We start from the raw sequence: 20,932 nt of genomic DNA, 5'->3' as shown, positions 1-20,932 counted from the left end.
GGTGATAAACATGTTGGAACTGCTCGGTGCCGGCGAGATTCCATTCCAGCCTGAAAGCAGATGGGACGTGGAGCTCGACAGCAAATTTGGTGGTCTTCCTGGAAGGCTCGAAGACCTCGCAAGCGCTGCCTACGCCCCCAGCGTGCTCTTGCAGGAAGTGGCAGTTGCCACTCGTCGTCTGCATTACGGCCAGCCTGACGTGGCGCGGCTGGCTGACTGGTGGGCAGGTGCTGCCCAGCATCTCTGCATGTATGTCGAGCCGCGCTCCCTTGCCATCCATCTGGACGAGCTTGGTGGCTTGGCTGGAGAATCGTAGACCACTCGCCTCCGGTCGATGCCTTCGGATGTGGCGTGTAGTATCTGGATTGCTCATATAGGGATTTCAGGTTTGTTATTGCGGGAGGCTGGCGTGAGTGAAGTGACGTGTCAGGAGATGTTTGATGATGTCGAGTTCCATGATGGCGTCATCAATTCAGTCTCCCTATCAATCGTTGAGCGAACATGCGAGATCGATTTAAGCCTTGGTGACTACAAGGTGGGTAGGGCGAGGTCAGCGTGCTTGCTCGCCTGTATGGGCACGGAGGACTTCTTCGGGCGATTTGGTTTTGAGGAGTTGGCTGACAACGCCTCTTCCGGGAACATCCAGGATGGCCGCGTTGACACCTCACGCGGAAGTCTTCGGCTCTACCTAGCAGGAGGACTCGTCGAGGCGGCTGGTTGTGATGTGCGGTTGGCTGCAATGTCTCGGCCAATGGATGCAGCAGGAACGCCGTGCGTCCGGACCGGCCGCGGCGGGTTCAAGAAGATCGAGGACGTAGAGTTCGATTTCTCACATCTGAAATCGATTCATTTCTCGCCTGCCGCCGGTACTTGCTCCATGAATATGCTCATGCGCAAGGGAGGCATGACCTCAAACCCCCAGCCCGTGACGATCGCATTCAGTGGTGTGACGTCTTGCCTGGCCAAGCTGGATGTCGCCTCGCTGGCGGGCGACCACCGGTTTGGCAATGTTCGAAGCTGCATAGTACACCGCAAGCAGAACATGATCAGGATGTACGTCAGCGACGGTTTCATTGAAGTAGTCGCGACGCGCGTCTCGATTGTTCAGTGATGACAGCCCGGGAAGTCTTGCCGTGATGCTGTTGTTTGGTACGCCCATGGTCGTAGTTTGTTGTTCGTCGCTAAATGAATCAAAGGCTTACTGTCGTCTGTGGCACGGCCCTTCCTCGCGCTCGAAGGAATCACCATGACCAACGCGTTGTGATGGATAGCAGTAGTACCCGCCGCCCTTGTCAGTTTCGTGGCTTTATTCATGTTGCTGGCGTCGCTGCGCGGACTGTTGCTGCGCTTCTGTCCGGACGGTGATCTGGGAACGGAGTGGACCTCGGATACGAACTGCATCCCGGAAAGACGTCATGGGCGGGGCACCAGCAACAGTTCCGATCTTGGCAGGTGAATCTTCGCGGGTACCTTGAGGTGGCAGACGCGATGAACTGCAAAGGTTATCCTTCCGACGCTTGGGAGTGGGCAACGAAGCCACTCCCGACTCAGCGTGCACCGAGGTAGTTTTTGATGGAATTTTTGGACCGCCATGCTTTGGCAAGTGCTTGGGTTGCCTTGCAGCGCGCCACCGATGGCTCCGCTCTACAAAGCGATTCCCAATGGTCTGCCATTCAGCTCAATATGATGTGTATTGAGGATCCAGAACAGGCATGGGGATCGGTTGTCGAGATATTTGAATTGAGCTCCGATCCGTGGGTGCTGGAAAATCTGGGGGCTGGTCCCGTGGAAACGCTGTTGGGCTTGCATGGCCAATTTGCATTGAACGCTATTGAGTCGTACATGTCCGAGAAGAAGGCCTTTTTGGGTGTCTTGACCCATGTGTGGCGCGATGCACTGTCGCCGGAAGTCGCACAAGGGCTGACGTCTCTAACCAAGAGACGGTGAGCGCGCGAATTCAGTTCTGTTGAACTTGCGATGGAAAAGGTTATGCGTTGAGCAGAGGTCAGCGACTTTTCAGCGGCAATGCGCTTCCGCGGGCAACGTGGAGGTGTAGTGTTTGGCTTGGTGCATCGCGTTGGTGTGGAAACTGCTTGGTGCTGCAGAGGTAGTCTTGCCCTCTCTGGATTTGCCTCGAATCGCGCACGATTCATCGTCTCAATCCCGCAGGGTTTGGGTCTACAGTAGGAATGCGATCAGAGTGTTGGGCGATGCTTTTGCTGCGCTTCTGTCCGGACGGTGATTTAGGAACGGAGTGGACCTCGGATCTATCGCTACCCAGCCCAGTAGTGAGCATGCCAACTTGGTATGCGGCATGGCTTCCTGATGTCGAGATGGCACTGTTGGTGTTCGCGTTCACGGTTGCGGTGGGCGCGGCCGGATGCGCAGCGGCATGGGTGGCGCCCTCCAGGAAATTCGCATGTGGATTGTCTGCCGCCGGCCTGGCCATCCTGAACATGTATCTGCTTTCCCGCTTCTCATGACAACGTTCCGTGTCCATGCTCAGGAATAGAGGGTGATTGGTCCAGTGAAGATGTTCTCAGACGATTGGTTCAAGGCGGAATGGAGGAAGCTTGGATACCACTACGAGCGGGATGATGAGGCGAAGCAATGGAACATTGTTGGATCCAAAGCCGGACTTCGCTCGCTCGTGACTGAGCTGCGTGACTACGCCTCTCATCAAGAGAATGACTGGGTTTCCTGCCACCGCAATCTAGGGCCGTACGACTACCTGGAGATTGGTACATGGAGCTTCGCCGTAATCGATGATCATTGGATTGCAGGTGCTTTGAGCGACCTGCTCGGTTTGGCCGCCCACATTGGGGATTGGGTTGATGCCTCGCAGATTGAGGCGAGTCTATCTGTAAGGTCATTCTTCAGCCCGGGCTCTCCTTATGACCTTTGCCTGAGGATGGAGGCTGATGACTTCGATCCTGCATCGCTGGATAGGGCTTTGTATGGGCGGCTGGGCGGGCTCAGCGGATTTAGCCGTGTTTGAGTTGCAGGTCGAGCTACAAGCCTTGCGAGGTTCGGCAGAACTGCCGCAGACGCTGTGCCAGATCCAGATGCAGATCTACGTTCTGGTCGCCAGCGAGGAAACATTCGGTGAAGTCCTGAAATACACCGATCGCGTGAGCTGATCTCTGGCGCGGACAAGGTCACAGGCTGGAAGGTGGCAACAAGCTTGTTGGATCTCGAAATCCAGAGATCATCGCGTATCCGATTACTTCGGCTCCAACCAGGATGTCCAGATGTCGATCAGGCAACGAATCACTTCATGGTTAATCGCGATCTCTATTTCAGCTGGCGTGCTCGTAGTTGGCTGCTCGAAGCCTGAGATCGCGTGCGGAACAGTTGTCAAGCCGAAGAATGCAACGGATTTCGAGCTGCAGCTTATAGCTATTGCGCGGGCTGAGTCCCAAAAAGTCTGCACCCAAGTGGAGGGTGCGAGGTGCGATTTCTCGGTCTATAGGACGAAATCTGGCTGGACTGTTCAAGCGTCCCCGAGCTTCCCTTATGAAGGTAGATGCATCACCCGCATTGGCGGTGAGAGATACTATGCCTTTGATGAGGTTGGGAAGCTGGTCGATGTCATCAACGGTTTTTAGCCGCGTCCGGTCTTTGGCGCGGTCGGTAATGGGGCATGAGATCCTTGGGGCAGATGATGAAATTCAGATTTGATTTTTCCCTGTTCTACTCTCCCACTCAACCGTATGGCTGCGTTACGGGGTATCTTGAAGTGCCCTCCGCCCCCGTGTTGGGGGAGCTAGTCCAGATGTTTGGAGAGGGAGAGGATGGGGTTCAATTGGCGCTGAGAGTGGACGCGGTACTGGAGGCTGATCCAGATCAGCCCAGAACTTTGATGTTGGAGGACCATGTCGCCGACGGATTCGCCGAAGCCGAGTTGCTTGCACGCTGTTTGGAACAAGTACACAAGTTCTTTGTCGACGTCTACTAGGTTGCGGACGCGCGGACAACAGGGTCAGATGCTGCATGACCGCAGCTTGTATGATCATGCCTTTTCCAAAGGAGACCATGGTAGTACGGGAAGTATCACCACATGGCTGGGACACGCTGCCGACCTCAAGGGGCTGCCCGCTAATATTGCTGACATGATTGTGCTTGGAGAGATGGCGGGTTGCGGCATGATCCTTGAAGAAGAAATGGCGATTGGTCTGATTGTTCCGGATCCTTGGGGGCGTTGATGAGATTCCATGTCGATATGTCGCTGTACTCCTCACCGACGGAGCCATACGGAAACGTGACGGGGTTTGTTGAGCTTGATTCGCTCCCGTATGTCGGACAGATGTTTCAGCTCATCGGGAGTAGTGAGACCGGCTCGGCGCTGTCTCTTCGCATTGAAGGTGTGAGGGATGCTGGTGAAGAAGAGGCTTCTGGTTCTATAGCGCTGGAGGATTACGTCGTTGAAGGGCCAGAGCTGGCGGAGCGTCTCGGTGAAAGGTTGGATAAGGAGGCTGGGTTCCACGTCTACGTGTACTAAAGGGTGGCGCAAGCACGTATGGTCGTCGACTAAAAAGGGGAAATGTAGGCATCAAGAGCCCGTCGCTACCTCACTTCCTGATGTCTCCGCTGCAGCTCCAGCCACATTGTCTGCGAGATACCGCAGAACGGGCCCGGGCGCTGGGCTAGATTCAGATCCACATCGTGGTCACCGGCCAGGAAGCATTCGGGCAGTGGAGTGGGGCTGCCGCGCTCCCTCGGGAAACTCCACCCGCGTGATGACCAGTTAGCCGACAGTCGCCTCGATACCTACGCTTACGCCGATCTGAAGCCTGCGCTTTCCAGCCAGTGGCCGTGTATCGCTAAGCTGGATGCGGTGCCGCCGCCGACAGTGTCCGTCCACCCATAGGTGGGGGCGCGAGCGGTGTAGTGGTGTGGCCGTTCCGCCGTGCTCTGGAAGTCGTATGCTTCCCTCGGGCGTAGGTGCTAATTCGAAGTCTGGGACACGCCGGGGGGTGGTGCGGCCCAGCTTGGCGACGGGCTTCTCCAAGGCCGAGGAGGTGCATCGCCGCGCTTCTTCGATGTAATCGATCAAGGTCACGATCAGTTGGCCCAGGGCTGCTTCGATGCTTACGCTTGCGCCGACCTTGAGCTTGGCGGCAAGGCCGTTCTCTGGAAGAAGCGGTGACCTTGCCTTCAGCGTGAGAGGGCGTGATCATCAGGCTCCCGAGGAGCAGGGCAGTGAAGTACGAAGACTGAACTGAGGTGCTGATCCACGATCGGGTGGATCTGGGCGGGGGGGGGGGGCATGACCGGGTCGGTTGTCACGGTAATTGATAACCGGAGACCCTGATTACCTAAAGGAGCATTGGGGTCACCTTGCACAAGGCGCCTTGGTGAAATCGTCGGAGATGGGCTTGGTGCATTAATGGGTGTCGAAGCCGGAAGGCTTTAGTCCAGAGTAGGTGCCTATTGAGCCGGTTGCTAATTGACCTTGGAGTGGCTTTATGAGGTACGTCAACGAAGCGAGGAGCATTCGGGCTGGAGACTCCGTACTTGTTGAGGGCGGTGTAAAAGGCGTTGTGGTTTGCGATTTCGACCACTGGAACTGTTTGAGCGGTTATGAAAGCTGGCTAAGCAAAGTCGAAGTGGTCGGCGGTACATCCTTGTCGAGCGGGGTTCTAGTCGAAGCCTCCGAGATCGGTATGGTCCATTACGCCGAGCCAGATGATGAAATAGTGTTTCTTGCCAGCATTGACGCTGACCACCACCCGCGTTGAAGTGATGGAACCTATGGAACGGAGTAAGTGTTGGTGTTTGATGTTTGGCGCGTGTATCGCGATGGCCAGCGCTGCCTGTTCAAAGCCCCAAATAGACTGTGGAGGCGGGGTGTACCCAAAGGCGGCAACCGATTCCGAATTGCACCTTGTGAGCATTGCAAAGGTTGAAGCAGCGGAATTTTGTAGCCAGGCCGACTCTGGCTGTGACTTTTCCGTCTACAAGACGAGGGCGGGCGCCACGGTCAAGGCCAGGCGGATGGTTGCTCACGATGGGCGGTGCGTGAACTTCATCGGAGATGAAAGGTTTTACAGTTTCGATAAATCAGGGAGGCTTGAGGGTTTAATTAAAGGGCTCTAGCGGAATCTTCCAGGTCGCAGCTCCGTAGTCGCCGAGCGGTAGGGCGCGGTCATGTAGTGAGCGTTGACAGTCCTTGCCAATGATGTCGGTCAAAGCAATTGATTATCGGAAAGTGCGACGCTGGCTTGGGATGGCAATGGTGGAAGCGCCCGATTACCATCCTCCTAGCTGAGCTTATTAAGCAAGCTGGAGAATCCTTCACGCCCGTCTCGGCCTTGATGATGCGTAAGCCGAGAGGTCTGGAAATGCTTGCTCGGTCCACTCCGAGTGAGAACAGGAGAATGACGATGGAAGGCGTATCTGAGGAGGATCTTGAGGATTCAATGAAGAGTTGCCTCTTCTACTTCGCAGACTCGGCCAGAATCGCTGCGGCTGGCCCCGACCTAGCATTGCAGCAGTCCAACGGTCATTTCGCTGCCGCATGGGAGCTCAGGCAGGAGCTTTTGGTTGGAGAGTCACTGCTGCACTGGAGTGGAGTGTCGGAGACGCTGAAACAGAGAATTGCACGTCTGGTGGGAGCTGCGGCGGCCCTGTCGGAAGCCGCGTTTGCAGGGAATGATGCAAGTGAACTCTTTCATCCGTCTTGGGAGCAGGTCAGGGACGCCGCAAGCCGATTTCTCGTCGCCAGAGAGATCGAGCTGGCTGGATGAAGAGGGTGCTGCGATGGTTGGGGCTCATGCCCGGGTTCCCGAGTGCCGAAATGGCCTTGCTACTATTGGTGTTTGCAGAGGGGGGGCTGCAGCCGGAGATCCAGCCGAAGCGGATGGTAGATGAGTACTCAAAGCAGAAGCTCGGCGCGAGTTCAACCTGTCACGTCCTATGTCGCTGCAGGTTCCCACGGAGTGATGAGATAATCCCGCATGGCTAATCTTCCAACTGCAGTAACGACCGAGTACGACCGCCTCGTCAGCGCGGATGACTGGGATGGCGTGAGGGTCCTGCTCGCGCCTCTTGTGGAGTCAGGTCTTGCTGAGGCGCTTTACCTATCGGCCATGTCGAGTCAGCCGGGCGAGGGTGAAGAGGAGTTCCACGCACGTCATGTCGATTCTGTAAGAGTGGCGGCGGAATCGGGATACGCGCCTGCACTATTCATGCAAGGCATGTATCACTTGTTTGGTGACATGGCGCCATTGGACAAGGAGTCGGCTGCAGAGAATTTTGCGGCCGCAGCTCGTCAAGGCTACCCACCCGCTCAGTATGAGTACGGACTCTCGTTGGTACATGGGGTCGGCGTTCCCGCCGATATCTTGAAAGGGATGAGCCTGGTTCAGGCTGCCGCTGCTGCTGGGAATGAGGCTGCCCAGGAGTTTGTTCGAGCCGAGGGCGGAAGTGCCAGGTTATAGATAGGGGCCCGGGTGGGAGCGGCAGTGCGACGGCGGTGCGGTTTTGTTGGGGTGTTGGCGACAGCGGGGGGCTGGCGTCACGTGGACACGCATGGCGTATCGCTACGCGGGTTTTCGCCTGTTGCGACACGCCAAGTATGTCCATCGCGATGCCAGGCGCAGGCGGAGCGTCGCGAAACTTGAGGCGTTCCCAACGGCAGGCCGTGGGGCCGTCCAGCGGAGGAGGACGGCATGCCTTCGGTCCCGCAGTGACTCGCCCCACGCCCACACCGCGGCCCGATCGGCTTCCTCGCTCTGGAAGTCGTATGCTTCCCTCGGGCGTGCGTGCCAATTCGAAGTCTGGGATACGCGGAAATGGGCAGATGGGCTTCTGAAGGGATGCGGGGATGAAAGACGTAACGGGTCAGATGCAGAGATTCAAGGAAGCAAGCCGGCATATCTGGAATTCCTACCTGATGCCTGGCGAAGGTGTCCTGGACATGGCGGTGGAGGATTCTTTCCTCCAGATCGAGCGAGAGCTGCTGCGCAGCATCGTGCTCGAGGGGAGTGCCGCTGCAGATCAATACGGGCACTCCGCCATTGGTGGCCTTATCGTGAAGCCAAAGCCCCTGCACCGGGAAGTGCCTGTCCAGTTTGCCCGTGCCGGGTCAGATGGAAATAACTACTGGAGCGAGGACGAGCGGGTTGCAGCTGTCGATATTCCCAAGCTTGAGTTCGTGGACTTCTTCGACCGGACTCACTACGGGTATATTGATTACGCCATTGTTCGCGCAGTCGAGTCTGGCTCTGGGCGGCGGGTGCTGATCGAGGCCTTGTACTGTGATTTCTGGTGGGACGGAATGGACGGCGGGTCTCAACCTTGACAGGTTCGAGCGCGGCCTTGGATGGGAAATGAGAACGCGACCTGCCGGTTGCAGGCCAATGGAAGCTTTAGGGGGTTAGCCGGCTATGTACAGATTGTCCGTCGCACTTTGGATTGCCGCGTTCCTTTCTGGCTCGGTGTCGAGCGATTCGGCTTATGCAGGCCCAGGTTGCGAGTGTCCGCCCATGCAGCTACGAATGCTTTGGGTCGAAAGCGCGGCGGAGGGGCGGGAAGGGGTATTCAGGTTGACCAATCAGGGAAGTGTTCCGGTGTACTACGCGCTCTCTGAGCCTATAGAGACTGCGCGCTTGCCATATCTGCACCCGAACGCCTTCTACTTCTCCGTGCTGCGCTCCGCTCTGGAAGGTTGGGAGCCGATCATTACGCTGGGTAGTACCGACCAGTGGAGGGGCGTTCTGGCCGTTTTCCCCAACGAGAGTTTGGATGTCAGTGTTCCCATGGACGCGGCCTTCCTCGAACAATTTGACCCGGATGCTACGCTTAGTCTGAAAATGATTAGTATTGCAACGCGCTGCGAGGTTGATTCCGAATCGGTACGCGTAGGCGACCTGGCCGGTCGGGTTGGTGGCGATGATCATGGATAAGCTCGTGTTTTATCTCTTCTACATCGGCGTGGCCACCGCAATCAGTCGGACGTGCGCGGTGATTCTTGCGCGTCGAGTTGCGGATAAGACCGCGGGCGAGGAAGTTCTCGCCAAGTTGCGCCTATTGGCGTCCAGAGACATCGGCGATATGCAGGACACCTTCTACGGGTGCGTGCTGGCGATCAGGACTGGTTCCTTGCGCAGGCCGGCGACAATCGCTGCGCTTGTGCAGATGTGCCTGTGGGGCGTAGTCGTTGCCCTGCTGTTGATGATGGCCGTCTTGGGTATTATTGAGATTGTGCAACACGGACAGGGGCAATGATCGTGTATCCGGATGTGGAAAAATCAAGTCCGGGGAATGAATGGAAGGGATTGATCGCGTTCTTGCGGGCGTTGTGCTCAATCTATGAGCGCGGGAAAGTTCAGGATCCTAACGCTGGCAGGTAGCCCCGACCTTGGGCTCGGCGACGAGACCGTTCTCTGGAAGAAGCGTTGACCTTGCCTTCCAACGTGAGGGGGCGTGATCATCAAGCTCCCGAGGAGTAGCAGTGAAGTACGAAGACGGAACTGAGGTGCTGCTTCATGATCGGGTGGATCTGGGCGGGGGGATGACCGGATCGGTTGTCGCGGTGTTTGATAACGGGAGATACACCCCTGATTACCCAAAGGAGCATTGGGGTCACCTTGTGCAAGGTGCCCTGGTGAAATCATCGGAGATGGGCTTGGTGCATTTTCCGGTTCCCAGTGTTGATTTCACGCTAATTCGGCGTGGTTGAGGCGCCTTGCGGTCTGGACGGGAAGAGGCCTCATGGGGAGCAATGATGCAGCGGTTCGTGCGTGTGTCCGGTACGGTGCTGGGGTCCTGTGGAGCGCGTACAGTGCCGCTGTGGTGACTGGAATGGCTGTTTGGCCGCTGCTGCAGCGCTACCTACAATCTGACCTTAGCTCCGGGGAGTAATGCAACTGCGATGATCGCTGTGCACGAATCGTTGCGGAAATCAGACAGGCAATGCATGAAATGAACCGGCGAAGCGAAGAGATGCTTGTGGAAAAGTGCAATATGTACAATCTCGCCAGATTCGCCCCAAATCCTGCGTAAGGGCCAGGGTGCCTTGGGTATTGGGGCGGGCACGGTGAACAGATCAAGGGATGGCAGAATCGATTGAGAAACAAGATCTCTGAAGCGATCAGTAAAAACTGCTATCTTCCATTTGGGGCAATGAGAGCTGCTTATCGAGGGTTGCCCTCGATGCCGCGGGGGTGCTGAATGACGGCGCGAGAACAAAGCTTGGATTACGTGGTGTTTCTGCTGTCCACAGACTGGTTCTGCTGCTGGCTGGGTCGCCTCGGTATCTGGGATGAGAGCGGGCCTGTGCTTGCAGAGATAAAGGCTGCCGCTAGAGGTGCAACGAAGCGAATCTTCGGCGCGAACTCCAACTATTTTTACCTCGACCTGTCAGCGGAGAGAAGGGAGGGGACGTTTAACCAGTTTCTTGGCCTTGCCCGATCGGTACTTCGGGGCGCGGATGCTGAGAAGCTTAACTGGCTGGTTGGTCAGATGCTTGGCTGTGGGGATCTTTCCAGTGACGATCGTTGGGCGTTAATGACGTTTATCCAGAGAGAGGTCGGGTCTGGGTTCGAGGCGGATCCGTCTGGTGTCTTGGATGCCGGGTTACGTTTCTCGCTGGTGGCGCAGGTAGAGAGACTGACGATGCTTGATTCGTGCCGTGCCATCGAAAGCGAATGGGATGAATCGCTCAGGGAGAAGTTCGATGACTTGCCCGATGCCTTGGGGGACCACGCAGCGGTGGGATTCATTTCGGCGGTTCTATGGGAATGCTTAAGGTCGGAGGCGTCCGCATCCGCTCGCAGCCAGGAGGTCAGAGCCAACATCGCTGACTGGCTGTGCCGTGGGGTAGAGATGCTTGGAATGCGGATCAATGCTAATGCGGTTCGATCTGACCTCCTTTCCGCGGGCGCAACCGAACACTGGATTCGGTAGGGGCATGGGGAGCAGGGCAGCTGGATCCTGAGAACCTCAGGGGGGCGCGCATACATGTGAAGGAGGTGTCGCACTTGGTAGTAGGGCAACACCTATCGCTGGAGCAATACGTCAAGGGAGGGGCGTGTACTGCGCGGCGTCACTTTAGTCGCTTCAGCCACGCAGGGCGTGGCTCTACGGCTGCGACGCGGTCAGCGCATTGATCGGTGCTTGTGCTGAAGGTCAAGCCACAAACCCTGCGAGGTGCGGCAGAAGGGGCCGAGACGTTGGGCTAGATCGATGTCCACGTCCTGGTCGCCGGCGAGAAAGCACTCAGCGAAGTCCTGCGATACGCCGATGGCGTGGGCAAAGTCCAAGGTGGAGGCGCCCATCGGGGCGAGGATGAGTTCGCGCACCAGCCAGCCGGGGTGCTCGACGATGATTCGGCTGTCCGGGGTGGTGCGGCCCAGCTTGGCGACATGTCTCTCGAAGGCGGTGGAAGTGCTTCGGCGCGCTTCTTCGGGGAACTCGATCAGGGTCACGATCAGTTGGCCCTGGGTTGCTTCGATGCTTACGCTTGCGCCAACTTTGAAACCGGCGCTCTCCAGCCATCGGCCATGTATCGACAGGCAGGGGACTGTGCCGCCGTTGAAGGTATCCATCCAGGCGTACGTGTGTGCGCGCACGGTGTAGTGGCGCGGGCGGTCTGCCGTGGGCAGCAGGAGTTCTGGGAAGAGGGGAGTGTTGCGTGGCGGGCGCATGGGGAGCCTCCAGGGGGAAAACCTCCCTTGCCGGTAGGGCAAGGGAGCCGGGAGGGTCGAATCCGTGATCAATCGAACGGCGGGCGTATTTCCCCGGTTGAGGGGTCTTGTATTAGCCTCCCTCCCGACATGGGACGTCCATAATTTTGATTGATCTAGGAGATTCGACTCTCCGTCCCCACCATGCGCCGTGGTGGGAACCGTAGCCAATCGATTCTGCCTGTTGGTTTTGCCGGGTTTGATAGGCGTTGCCAACTGGTTGTCGCTAGCGGCCCGGGTGGGGGCGGTAGTGCGACGGCGGTGCGGTTTTGTTGGGGTGCTGGCGACAGGGTATCTGGCGTTACCTGGGACACGCATGGCGTGTCGCTACGCGGGTTTGTGCCTGTTGCGACATGCCGGGCGTGTCCAGCGAGATGGCGGGCGTGGAGGTAATCGGTAGTGACACGCCATGCGTGTCCATCGCGGTGTCCGGCGACGCGTTGCCCGTGGATCGTTGGGGTGCCGGGCGTCGATCTGCATTGCAGCCACGCAGGGCGTGGCTCTACGGTTTCATTTTCATTGCCGCGACGTTGGATTCAACCCGATTCCGGGTTTAGTCCATTCCCAGCTTTTTCAGTTTGTACCGCAACGCGCGGAACGTAATGCCCAACTGCGCGGCCGTCCGCGTCTTGTTCCAGCGGTTCTCTTCCAGCGCCTTCTGGATCGCGGTGCGTTCCATCTGCTCGATATACGAAGGCAGCGCGCCGCTCCCCGCCGGCAGATCCACCACCGCTTCTTCATGCGCCGCCACGGGAGCTCCACCATGCCGCGGCACACCCTGCTGCGGCAACCGGAGATCACTCGCCCCGATGGTGTCACCCTCGGCCAGCGCCAATGCACGCTCCAGGATGTTCTCCAGTTCGCGCACGTTGCCCGGGAAGTGATACGTGCCCATCGCTTCCAGCGCCGACGGCGCCAGCAGCGGAGTGGGACGCCCATGCGTACGCGCCAACCGGGCCAGGATCGAAGCCGCCAGCTGCGGCAGATCGCTACGGCGCTCGCGCAGCGGCGGCACACGCAGTTCGATCACGTTGATGCGGTAATACAGATCGTGGCGGAATCGCCCATCTTCCACCAGGTCGCCCAGATCCTTGTGGGTGGCAGAAAGAATGCGCACATCCACCGGCACTTCGGTGGCCGCGCCCACCGGGCGGATCGACTTTTCCTGGATCGCGCGCAGCAGCTTCACCTGCATCTGAAGCGGCAATTCGGCCACTTCGTCCAGGAACAGGGTGCCGCCATGCGCGGCCTGGAACAGGCCCGGCTTGTCGGCATGGGCGCCGCTGAAGCTGCCCTTCTTGTGCCCGAAGAACTCGCTTTCCATCAGTTCCGATGGAATGGCGCCGCAGTTCACCGGCACGAACGGGCCGGCCGCACGTGCGCTCTGGCCGTGGATGGTGCGGGCCACCAGCTCCTTGCCCACGCCCGATTCGCCCAGGATGTACACCGGCGCCTGGCTGCGGGCGACCTTGGTGATGGTGGCGCGCAGGCCATCCATCGCCGCCGATTCGCCCAGCAGGCGTGCGGTGGTGTCGCTGGTCAGCGGCGGCGGGGCAGGGCGTTCGGTGTTGTTGAGTTCCAGCGCATGCTTGACCAGCCCGCGCAGCACCGAGATGTCCACCGGCTTGCTGACGAAATCAAACGCGCCGGCCTTCAACGCTTCCACCGCCAGGTCCATGCTGCCGAACGCGGTGATCATCGCCACCGGGGTGCGCGGGTAGTGCTGGGCGATTTCAGTGACCAGCTCGATGCCGTTGCCGTCGGGCAGCCGCATGTCGGTGATGCACAGGTCGTAGGGGTTGCTGGCCAGCAGCTCGCGCGCTTCGGCAAGGTTGGCCGCGGTGCTGATGCGCAGGCCCATGCGGCCCAGGGTCAGTACCAGCAGTTCGCGGATGTCGCGTTCGTCGTCAACGACGAGGGCGCTGCGGTTTTCGTTCATATGGGGGAAAGATAGCCGAGTGCGGTTGAAAACGACAAACTATTGACGCCTGCAGGGTAGCGCGTCATTGCGGCCGCATGGTGTGCGGCCCGGGCAGTACCAACCGGAAGCAGGCACCGCCGGCGGGCACCGAGACGTACTCCAGGCTTGCCTGGTTGCCCTTGCACAGCTCACGGGCGATATACAGGCCCAGCCCGGTGCCGTGTTCGGAGGTGGTGTAGAACGGGCGGAACAGCTGGCTGGCAACCGATTCGGGAATGCCCGGGCCCCGGTCCATCACGTCGATCACCGCATTGCGGTCCTGGCGGGCCACACGCAGGCGTACGCGGGCCGGGTCCTGGCCGGTGCGGCCATACTTCAAGGCGTTGTGCACCAGCACGGTGAGGATCTGGTGCAGGTGGCGCGGGTCCACCAGCCCATGCACGGAAGACTCGCTGATGATCGGCTCGATGCTGTCGGTTTCCAGCGTGAGGCTCTGCTTGTACTCCAGCACGAAGCGGCGCACGAAGGCGGCCAGGTCCAGGTTTTCCGGGTTGGCCCGCTCGCGCCGGGCCAGGCCCAGTACGCTTTCCACGATGCCGTTGGTGCGCTGGCACTGCTGGTGGATGATCTGCAGCAGGCGGCGGTCGGTATCGCCGATGGCGGTGGATTCTTCCAGCAGCTGGGCGGCGTAGTTGATGGCTGCCAGCGGGTTGCGGATCTCATGGGCCAGGCTGGCAGAAAACCGGCCCATGGCCGAGAGGGTGAGCGATTCGGCGCGGCGCGAGACCACGGTGGAATCGTCCAGGAACACGAGGGTTAGATCGCTGCCGGCCAGCAGGCGGGCAAAGCGCGGCTGCACTTCGGGCTGGTCGGGCGACAGCTGCAGTGGGGTTTCTTCGTTGGTCCAGCCATTTCGCCAGCGCTGCAGGCGGCGGCTCAGGTCGGGCGCGGCGCTGCCCAGTTCCAGCAGGCCGCTGCCGCTGTTGCCGTCGTTGTCGCCGATCAGGGTGGCGGCGGCCTCATTGGCCAGGGTGATGCGGTTGGCGCCATCGACCACCAGCACGCCGGTGCGCATGCGGCGGATGATCAGTTCGTTGATCTCGAACAGGTTGGCCACTTCGGCGCCGCGCTGGTTGGCCAGCTGCTGGTTGCGGCGGGCGCGGTTGCCCACCTGGTAGCTGACGAAGGCCAGGGCCAGGAAGCTGGTGATGAACATGGCCAGTTCGGCCAGGGTGCGGTTGGGCTCGCCGTTCTCAAGCAGGTTCCAGACGTATTCGCCGGCGGTGGCGGCGCTGGCGGTGAGGGCCAGGCTCAGGCCCAGCGACAACGGCAGCAGGGTGGCCGCAGCGGCGATGTTGAACAGCAGGGCCATGGACAGGCCGGCGCTGGCGCCGGGCAGGGCGTGGGCCAGCAGCACGGTGGCGACGATGTCGATGAGCACGCTGCCCACCACGATCGGGCGCAGCCAGCGGTCGTTGCGGCCGGCCACCAGGATCAGCAGCGACAGCGCCAGGTAGCTGCCGCTGACCACCGCGGCCAGCTGCGGGTGGGTGGATTCGCCCACCATCGCACTCAACGGGCTGAACAGCAGGGCGGCGATGACCGCTGCGATCAGGACCCGGTAGAGGGCGAAAAAGTACAGCTCCCGCTTCGGCATGGACTCGATGCGGTCGATCAATGAAGCACTGGGTGACACGCCGGAACTCCCCTTCTGGCTGGGCCCAGTATAGGCATAGGTTTGGGCCCCGAGCCGCGCATTTTGACCATTCCCGACCCATGCCCGGCGGGGCGGCCCGGGCGCAACTGCCTGAATGAAGGTGGAAATCTCCCCCTCTTCACGCCCGGGCCCCGGTTTCTTTGCGCCGCGCCGCCGGGTCGTCCACAATAGTGGGCCCGCCGCGGTCCGTGCGTGCGGTCGTTCCTATTCCCACGGTGACGCATGAATTTCCACGAATACCAGTCAAAACAGCTGCTTGCCGAGTACGGCATTCCCGTCCCGGCCGGCAAGGTCGCGGCAACCCCCGATGAAGCCGTCGCAGCTGCCAACTCCCTGGGCCAGGGCCCCTGGATGGTGAAGGCGCAGATCCATGCGGGCGGTCGCGGCAAGGCTGGCGGCGTCAAGTTCTGCAAGACCACCGATGACGTCAAGGCCGCTGCGGCCAAGATGCTCGGCACCAAGATGGCCACCTACCAGACCGCTGGCGTTGAACTGCCGGTCAACCTGGTGCTGGTGACCACCGCCGGTGAGATCGTCAAGGAGCTGTACCTGTCAGTGCTGGTTGACCGTGGCACCAAGACCATCACCTACATCGCTTCTTCGGAAGGCGGCGTGGAGATCGAGCAGGTCGCTGCTGAAACCCCGGAGCTGATCCACTCGCTCAACGTTGATTTCGTTGAAGGCGTGCAGGGTTACCACGGCCGCGATTTCGGCTTCAAGCTCGGCCTGACCGCCAAGCAGGCCGGCCAGTTCGCCAGCATCATGGTGAACCTGTACAAGCTGTTCAACGAAAAGGACCTGGCGCTGGTTGAAATCAACCCGCTGGCCATCCTGGACGACGGCAACCTGTACGCGCTGGATGGCAAGTTCGACAGCGACGACAACGCCGCGTTCCGTCAGAAGGCCCTGGTCGCCATGCGCGACAAGACCCAGGAAGACGAAACCGAAGTGACCGCTTCGGAGCTGGACATCAACTACGTCACCATGGACGGCAACATCGGCTGCATGGTCAACGGCGCCGGCCTGGCCATGGCCACCATGGACGTCATCAAGCTCAACGGCGGCGAGCCGGCGAACTTCCTGGACGTGGGCGGCGGTGCGAACAAGCAGCGCGTCATTGAAGCGTTCAAGCTGATCCTGTCTTCGGACAAGGTCGAAGGCATCTTCGTCAACATCTTCGGCGGCATCGTCCGCTGCGACATGATTGCCGAAGGCATCATCGCCGCTGTGAAGGAAGTGGGCGTCAAGGTTCCGGTCGTGGTGCGCCTGGAAGGCACCAACGTGGAAGAAGGCAAGCAGCTGCTGCGCGACAGCGGCATGGCCATCATCCCGGCCGACAACATCAACGACGGTGCCAAGAAGGTCGTTGAAGCTGTCAAGAACGCCGCCTGATCCGACACCGAAGGAATAACAATGTCTGTTTTGATCAATAAGAACACCAAGGTGATCGTGCAGGGCTTCACCGGCCAGCAGGGTACCTTCCACGCCACTCAGATGATCGAGTACGGCACCCAGGTTGTTGGCGGCGTGACCCCGGGCAAGGGCGGCACGACCCACATCGACCTGCCGGTCTTCAACACCGTTGCCGACGCCGTGCAGGCCACTGGCGCCAACGCTTCGGTGATCTACGTGCCGCCGCCGTACGCGGCTGACGCGATCCTGGAAGCTGCGGCTGCCGGCATCAAGGTCATCGTGTGCATCACCGAAGGCATTCCGGTGCTGGACATGCTGCGCGTGAAGAACGTGCTGACCCGTTCGCATCCGGACACCGTGCTGATCGGGCCGAACTGCCCCGGCGTGATCACCCCGGGCGAGTGCAAGATCGGCATCATGCCGGGCCACATCCACAAGCCGGGCAAGATCGGCATCGTGTCGCGTTCGGGCACCCTGACCTATGAAGCGGTCAAGCAGACCACGGAAGTGGGCTTGGGCCAGTCGACCTGCATCGGTATCGGTGGCGACCCGATCAACGGCCTGAACTTCGTTGACTGCCTCAAGCTGTTCAACGAAGACCCGCAGACCGAAGGCATCATCATGGTCGGCGAAATCGGCGGCGACGCCGAGGAAGCCGGTGCGGAGTACATCAAGAACCACGTGAAGAAGCCGGTCGTCGGCTTCATCGCGGGCGCTTCGGCTCCGGCCGGCAAGCGCATGGGCCACGCCGGTGCGATCGCATCGGGCGGCAAGGGCACCGCTGAAGGCAAGTTCGCCGCCATGGAAGCTGCCGGTGTGGTCACCGTCCGCTCGCCGGGCGACCTGGGCGCTGCCATCGCCAAGCTGGTCAAATAAGCGCGCCAGCCGCAACGCGGCTGACAACGCGTAGCGCCGACTGTTAGTCGGCAAAAGAAAAGCCGCCCCAAGGGGCGGCTTTTCTGCTTTTGCAGTCCGCCGAACCACCAGCGCTACAATGGGCCATCGCAACCACAGGCTTCACCCCATGACGTCGATCCGCATCGCGATGGCCCAGTTCGATTTTCCGGTGGGCGCGGTCGCGCAGAACACCGACAACATCATCGCGATGATCGCCGAGGCGCGCGATGAGTTCGGCGCCGAGCTGGTGGTGTTCCCGGAGCTGGCCATCAGCGGCTACCCGCCCGAAGACCTGCTGCTGCGCCCGCGTTTCCTGTATGACTGCCAGGTGGCCATGGGCCGGATCGCCGAATCCACGCACGGCATCACCGCGGTGGTTGGCTGGCCCGAGGCCACCGGGGCAGTGGTCTACAACGCCGCCAGCGTGCTGCGCGACGGCGAGGTGCTGCACACCTACCGCAAGCGCGAACTGCCCAATTATGCGGTGTTCGACGAACGCCGTTATTTCGACATCGACCCCGATGGCGGCAGCTGCGTGTTCGAGCTGAAGGGCGTACCGGTGGGCGTGCTCATCTGCGAAGACCTGTGGTTCCCCGAACCGCTGGCCGATACCGTGCGCAGCGGCGCCGAACTGGTGGTGATCCCCAATGCGTCCCCATACGAACGCGGCAAGCACGCCCAGCGCGACGCGCTGCTGGCCGAGCGCACCCGCGAAACCGGGGCGGCCCTTCTGTACGTCAACATGGTCGGCGGGCAGGATGCGCTGACTTTCGATGGCGCCTCGGTCGTGGCCGATGGCGATGGCACCGTGCACCCGGCCGCAGCAGCTTTCACCGACCAGTGGCTGGTGGTGGACTACGACGCCGAAAGCCGCCGCTTCCTGCCGCGTGAGTGGATGGACGACGGCGACGAGAGCATGGATGCGCTGGCATGGCGCGCGGTCACCCGCGGCATCCGCGACTACTGCGGCAAGAACGGCTTCAAGAAGGTGTGGTTGGGGCTGTCCGGCGGCATCGATTCGGCGCTGGTGCTGGCGATGGCGGTGGATGCGCTGGGCGCGGACAATGTCACTGCGGTACGGCTGCCCTCGCGCTATACCGCCGACATGTCCAACGACCTTGCCGCCGAGCAGTGCCGCGCGCTGGGCGTGAAGCTCGAAGCAGTATCGATCGAGCCGGTGTTCGAAGGCCTGATGACCGCGCTCGGCCCGATGTTCGAGGGCCAGCCGGCGGATGTGACCGAGGAGAACCTGCAGTCGCGCGCGCGCGGGGTGATCCTGATGGCGCTGTCGAACAAGTTCGGCGGGCTGCTGCTCACCACCGGCAACAAGAGCGAATACGCGGTGGGCTACGCCACCATCTACGGCGACATGTGCGGTGGCTACGCGCCGCTGAAGGACCTGTACAAGACCGAGGTGTTCGGCCTGTCCAAGTGGCGCAACACCGTGGGCGGCGCGCCGGTGATCCCGCCGGCAGTGATCGCGCGGCCGCCGTCGGCCGAGCTGCGTGCCAACCAGACCGACCAGGACTCGCTGCCGGCCTACGACGTGCTGGACGGCATCCTGTACCGCTACGTGGACCAGGAGCAGTCGCGCGAGGAGATCGTGGCCGCCGGTTACGCCGCCGAGGTGGTGGACCGCGTGCTGCGGCTGGTACGCACCAGCGAGTGGAAGCGCCACCAGGCCGCACCCGGCCCGAAGGTGTCGCGCCGCGCATTCGGCCGCGAACGCCGCTACCCGATCAGCAACGGCTACAAGGGCTGAGCGAAACGCGGAAGCGCGGGCAGGGCGGGCGGGTGATGCTGGGCGATTCCCCCAGGAGCTGCCCCATGATCTGTTTACCCCCTGCACGCGTCCGGCCGAGGTCCCACGTAACGTGGTGACGACGGCATTCGCCGCACGGCCGGAGCCGTGCCAGGTCCGTAACCATCCGCCGCTGCAGGCACCGGCCGTCGTGCGGCCCGTGGACGACGACATGGGTGCCTGCCTCAGGCAGGCACCGGCCGGCACTACGCACATCACCTCGCTCTTCAACCGGCGCCAGGAAAGCCTGCCCGTTGAACAGCGCGGGCGATTCCAGGTGATGCCCACGCAGCTTCCTTCGCTGCAGGCGGGCCCGCGTTCGATCCTGAAGCCCTCGCTCCCTGCGCGCGACTACCACGGCGCATCCTCCGCGCCGTCGATACCCCGGGTGACGCTCAGTGCCTGGTCCACGGAGAAGGATTGCCATGGCCGGATAACCCCGGTGCCGACCCGCGGCGTAGCTGGGCTCTAACCGCCCAACCCCGAAAACAAAAAAGGGTCCCGCAAGGGACCCTTTCTCTGTTTCAGCACCGCGCTGGTATCAGCGGCGATTCATCGTGGCGTTGCGCTGGCCGGTGCTGGCGGACTTCTCGCCGGCGAACGGGTTCAGCTTGCGGATCATCCAGGGGTACTTCGGCCAGTTGCCCTGCAGCCACGGGTGCTCGGGCTGGTTCAGCTCCAGCACGCGGCGGGCGTCGTCGGCCAGGGTCTTGTTGCCCAGGTGGGTGTAGGCCTCGCCCAGGGCGGCCACGGCGTCGTACTGGAACGCGCTCTGCGGGTAGGTATCCAGCAGGTAGTTGGCGCGGCCGGCGGCGGAGACGTAGGCCTCGCGGCGCAGGTAGTACAGCGCATTGTCCAGCTCATGCTGGGCGAACACGTCGCGCAGCTCCAGCATGCGGCTGCGTGCATCGGCAGCGTAGCGGCTGTTGGGGTAACGCTCGACCACGATGTTGAAGTCGGCGTAGGCCTGGCGCGGGGTGGACAGGTCGCGGCGGCTCGGGTCCAGCGACCACACGCGGCGCAGGAACACCGTGTTGCGGTTGCTGTTGGCCAGGCCACGCAGGTAGTACATGTACGCGATGTTGCGGTGGGTCGGGTAGGTGCGGATGAAGCGGTCGATGCTCGACACCGCGTCATCGTGCTTGCCGGCCTTGTACTGGGCGTAGGCGGTTTCGATCATCGCCTGCTCGGTGTACGGGCCGTACGGGTACTGGGCGATCAGGCGGCGGAAGGTGGCTTCGGCGCCACTCCAGTTGCCCTTCTGCATCAGGCCGTGGCTCTTGTCGTAGATCGTTTCGACAGGCTGGCCTTCTTCCGGGTTGTCACCCTTGGCGCCACGGTGGCAGCCGGTGGAAACGAGGGCCAGGACCAGCATCAGGGCCGCGGTGCGGACGGGCGCGGACAGCAGGGAAGAGCGTCGGATCATGGGGTCAGGGCGGGACGCGGCTGGAATACGAAGGGTCGATGATAGCCTAGTGGCCTGTCCTGCGACT

Annotated in this window: 25 protein-coding genes; 21 read left to right on the top strand and 4 right to left on the bottom strand. The window is 61.0% G+C overall.

The features are described from left to right. The 17 genes from KVS69_RS14080 to KVS69_RS14000 all read left to right on the top strand — a co-directional run. The coding region (locus tag KVS69_RS14080; RefSeq protein ID WP_217538608.1) for a hypothetical protein at window positions 1-316 on the top strand (316 nt) is incomplete at its 5' end. A gap of 93 nt (window positions 317-409) precedes the next feature. After that, entirely contained in the window at window positions 410-1,111 is a 702-nt protein-coding gene (locus tag KVS69_RS14075; RefSeq protein WP_217538607.1) for a hypothetical protein, read from the top strand. A gap of 461 nt (window positions 1,112-1,572) precedes the next feature. Continuing rightward, on the top strand, window positions 1,573-1,947 hold the full coding sequence (locus KVS69_RS14070) for a DUF6869 domain-containing protein (protein ID WP_210130935.1): 375 nt from the start codon (window positions 1,573-1,575) through the stop codon (window positions 1,945-1,947). A gap of 386 nt (window positions 1,948-2,333) precedes the next feature. After that, window positions 2,334-2,483, top strand: a complete 150-nt coding sequence (locus tag KVS69_RS14065) for a hypothetical protein (RefSeq protein ID WP_210130934.1) — start codon at window positions 2,334-2,336, stop codon at window positions 2,481-2,483. A gap of 32 nt (window positions 2,484-2,515) precedes the next feature. Next, complete coding sequence (locus KVS69_RS14060; protein WP_217538605.1) at window positions 2,516-2,998, top strand: hypothetical protein; 483 nt, start codon at window positions 2,516-2,518, stop codon at window positions 2,996-2,998. Further along, window positions 2,991-3,140, top strand: a complete 150-nt coding sequence (locus KVS69_RS14055) for a hypothetical protein (RefSeq protein WP_217538604.1) — start codon at window positions 2,991-2,993, stop codon at window positions 3,138-3,140. Before KVS69_RS14060 ends, KVS69_RS14055 begins: the two co-directional genes overlap by 8 nt. A gap of 111 nt (window positions 3,141-3,251) precedes the next feature. Continuing rightward, complete coding sequence (locus KVS69_RS14050) at window positions 3,252-3,608, top strand: hypothetical protein (protein ID WP_217538603.1); 357 nt, start codon at window positions 3,252-3,254, stop codon at window positions 3,606-3,608. Between the two features lie 378 nt (window positions 3,609-3,986). After that, a complete protein-coding gene (locus tag KVS69_RS14045; protein ID WP_157771759.1) occupies window positions 3,987-4,205 on the top strand; it encodes a hypothetical protein in 219 nt (72 codons plus the stop codon). Then, complete coding sequence (locus tag KVS69_RS14040; protein WP_217538602.1) at window positions 4,205-4,501, top strand: hypothetical protein; 297 nt, start codon at window positions 4,205-4,207, stop codon at window positions 4,499-4,501. The genes KVS69_RS14045 and KVS69_RS14040 overlap by 1 nt, the downstream gene beginning before the upstream one ends. A 967-nt stretch (window positions 4,502-5,468) precedes the next feature. Then, complete coding sequence (locus KVS69_RS14035; RefSeq protein WP_157771757.1) at window positions 5,469-5,741, top strand: hypothetical protein; 273 nt, start codon at window positions 5,469-5,471, stop codon at window positions 5,739-5,741. Between the two features lie 645 nt (window positions 5,742-6,386). Beyond that, window positions 6,387-6,749, top strand: coding sequence for a hypothetical protein (locus KVS69_RS14030; protein ID WP_217538601.1), 363 nt, complete (start codon window positions 6,387-6,389; stop codon window positions 6,747-6,749). 210 nt (window positions 6,750-6,959) lie between these two features. Then, window positions 6,960-7,442, top strand: coding sequence for a hypothetical protein (locus KVS69_RS14025; RefSeq protein ID WP_217538600.1), 483 nt, complete (start codon window positions 6,960-6,962; stop codon window positions 7,440-7,442). A gap of 386 nt (window positions 7,443-7,828) precedes the next feature. Beyond that, window positions 7,829-8,305, top strand: coding sequence for a hypothetical protein (locus tag KVS69_RS14020; protein WP_217538599.1), 477 nt, complete (start codon window positions 7,829-7,831; stop codon window positions 8,303-8,305). Between the two features lie 196 nt (window positions 8,306-8,501). Next, window positions 8,502-8,909: a hypothetical protein gene (locus KVS69_RS14015; RefSeq protein WP_217538598.1), complete on the top strand. Its 408-nt coding sequence runs from the start codon at window positions 8,502-8,504 to the stop codon at window positions 8,907-8,909. After that, the gene (locus tag KVS69_RS14010; RefSeq protein ID WP_217538596.1) at window positions 8,902-9,231 is read left to right on the top strand and encodes a hypothetical protein; all 330 of its coding nucleotides are present in this window, start codon (window positions 8,902-8,904) and stop codon (window positions 9,229-9,231) included. The genes KVS69_RS14015 and KVS69_RS14010 overlap by 8 nt, the downstream gene beginning before the upstream one ends. A gap of 226 nt (window positions 9,232-9,457) precedes the next feature. Continuing rightward, the gene (locus KVS69_RS14005) at window positions 9,458-9,685 is read left to right on the top strand and encodes a hypothetical protein (protein WP_217538595.1); all 228 of its coding nucleotides are present in this window, start codon (window positions 9,458-9,460) and stop codon (window positions 9,683-9,685) included. A gap of 524 nt (window positions 9,686-10,209) precedes the next feature. Further along, the gene (locus tag KVS69_RS14000) at window positions 10,210-10,911 is read left to right on the top strand and encodes a hypothetical protein (protein ID WP_167693304.1); all 702 of its coding nucleotides are present in this window, start codon (window positions 10,210-10,212) and stop codon (window positions 10,909-10,911) included. A 191-nt stretch (window positions 10,912-11,102) separates the two neighbouring features. Here the strand turns inward: KVS69_RS14000 and KVS69_RS13995 are convergent, their stop codons facing one another. The 3 genes from KVS69_RS13995 to KVS69_RS13985 form a co-directional block, all read right to left on the bottom strand. Next, a complete protein-coding gene (locus KVS69_RS13995; RefSeq protein ID WP_217538594.1) occupies window positions 11,103-11,651 on the bottom strand; it encodes a SymE family type I addiction module toxin in 549 nt (182 codons plus the stop codon). 592 nt (window positions 11,652-12,243) lie between these two features. Next, complete coding sequence (locus KVS69_RS13990) at window positions 12,244-13,629, bottom strand: sigma-54 dependent transcriptional regulator (RefSeq protein ID WP_068853796.1); 1,386 nt, start codon at window positions 13,627-13,629, stop codon at window positions 12,244-12,246. 64 nt (window positions 13,630-13,693) lie between these two features. After that, on the bottom strand, window positions 13,694-15,307 hold the full coding sequence (locus tag KVS69_RS13985; RefSeq protein ID WP_184126716.1) for a HAMP domain-containing sensor histidine kinase: 1,614 nt from the start codon (window positions 15,305-15,307) through the stop codon (window positions 13,694-13,696). Window positions 15,308-15,550: 243 nt separating this feature from the next. Between KVS69_RS13985 and sucC the strand changes: the two genes are divergently transcribed. The 4 genes from sucC (at window position 15,551) to KVS69_RS13965 (ending at window position 19,911) form a co-directional block, all read left to right on the top strand. Continuing rightward, on the top strand, window positions 15,551-16,720 hold the full coding sequence (gene sucC, locus KVS69_RS13980) for an ADP-forming succinate--CoA ligase subunit beta (protein WP_068853794.1): 1,170 nt from the start codon (window positions 15,551-15,553) through the stop codon (window positions 16,718-16,720). 21 nt (window positions 16,721-16,741) lie between these two features. Beyond that, the gene (sucD, locus tag KVS69_RS13975; protein ID WP_093533719.1) at window positions 16,742-17,617 is read left to right on the top strand and encodes a succinate--CoA ligase subunit alpha; all 876 of its coding nucleotides are present in this window, start codon (window positions 16,742-16,744) and stop codon (window positions 17,615-17,617) included. 148 nt (window positions 17,618-17,765) lie between these two features. After that, complete coding sequence (locus tag KVS69_RS13970; RefSeq protein WP_217538593.1) at window positions 17,766-19,400, top strand: NAD+ synthase; 1,635 nt, start codon at window positions 17,766-17,768, stop codon at window positions 19,398-19,400. A gap of 115 nt (window positions 19,401-19,515) precedes the next feature. Next, window positions 19,516-19,911 carry a hypothetical protein gene (locus KVS69_RS13965; protein WP_217538592.1) on the top strand — a complete coding sequence of 132 codons (396 nt, stop codon included), beginning with the start codon at window positions 19,516-19,518 and terminating at the stop codon, window positions 19,909-19,911. 69 nt (window positions 19,912-19,980) lie between these two features. Here KVS69_RS13965 and KVS69_RS13960 read toward each other — a convergent pair whose 3' ends face one another. Then, window positions 19,981-20,865, bottom strand: coding sequence for an outer membrane protein assembly factor BamD (locus KVS69_RS13960; protein WP_068853791.1), 885 nt, complete (start codon window positions 20,863-20,865; stop codon window positions 19,981-19,983). Window positions 20,866-20,932: the final 67 nt, after the last annotated feature.

The sequence above is a fragment of the Stenotrophomonas sp. GbtcB23 genome, assembly GCF_019091045.1.
Classification (GTDB): Bacteria; Pseudomonadota; Gammaproteobacteria; order Xanthomonadales; family Xanthomonadaceae; genus Stenotrophomonas; species Stenotrophomonas rhizophila_A.
Note: the sequence above shows the minus strand (reverse complement) of the source record. Positions and strands in the feature narration are given on the sequence as shown.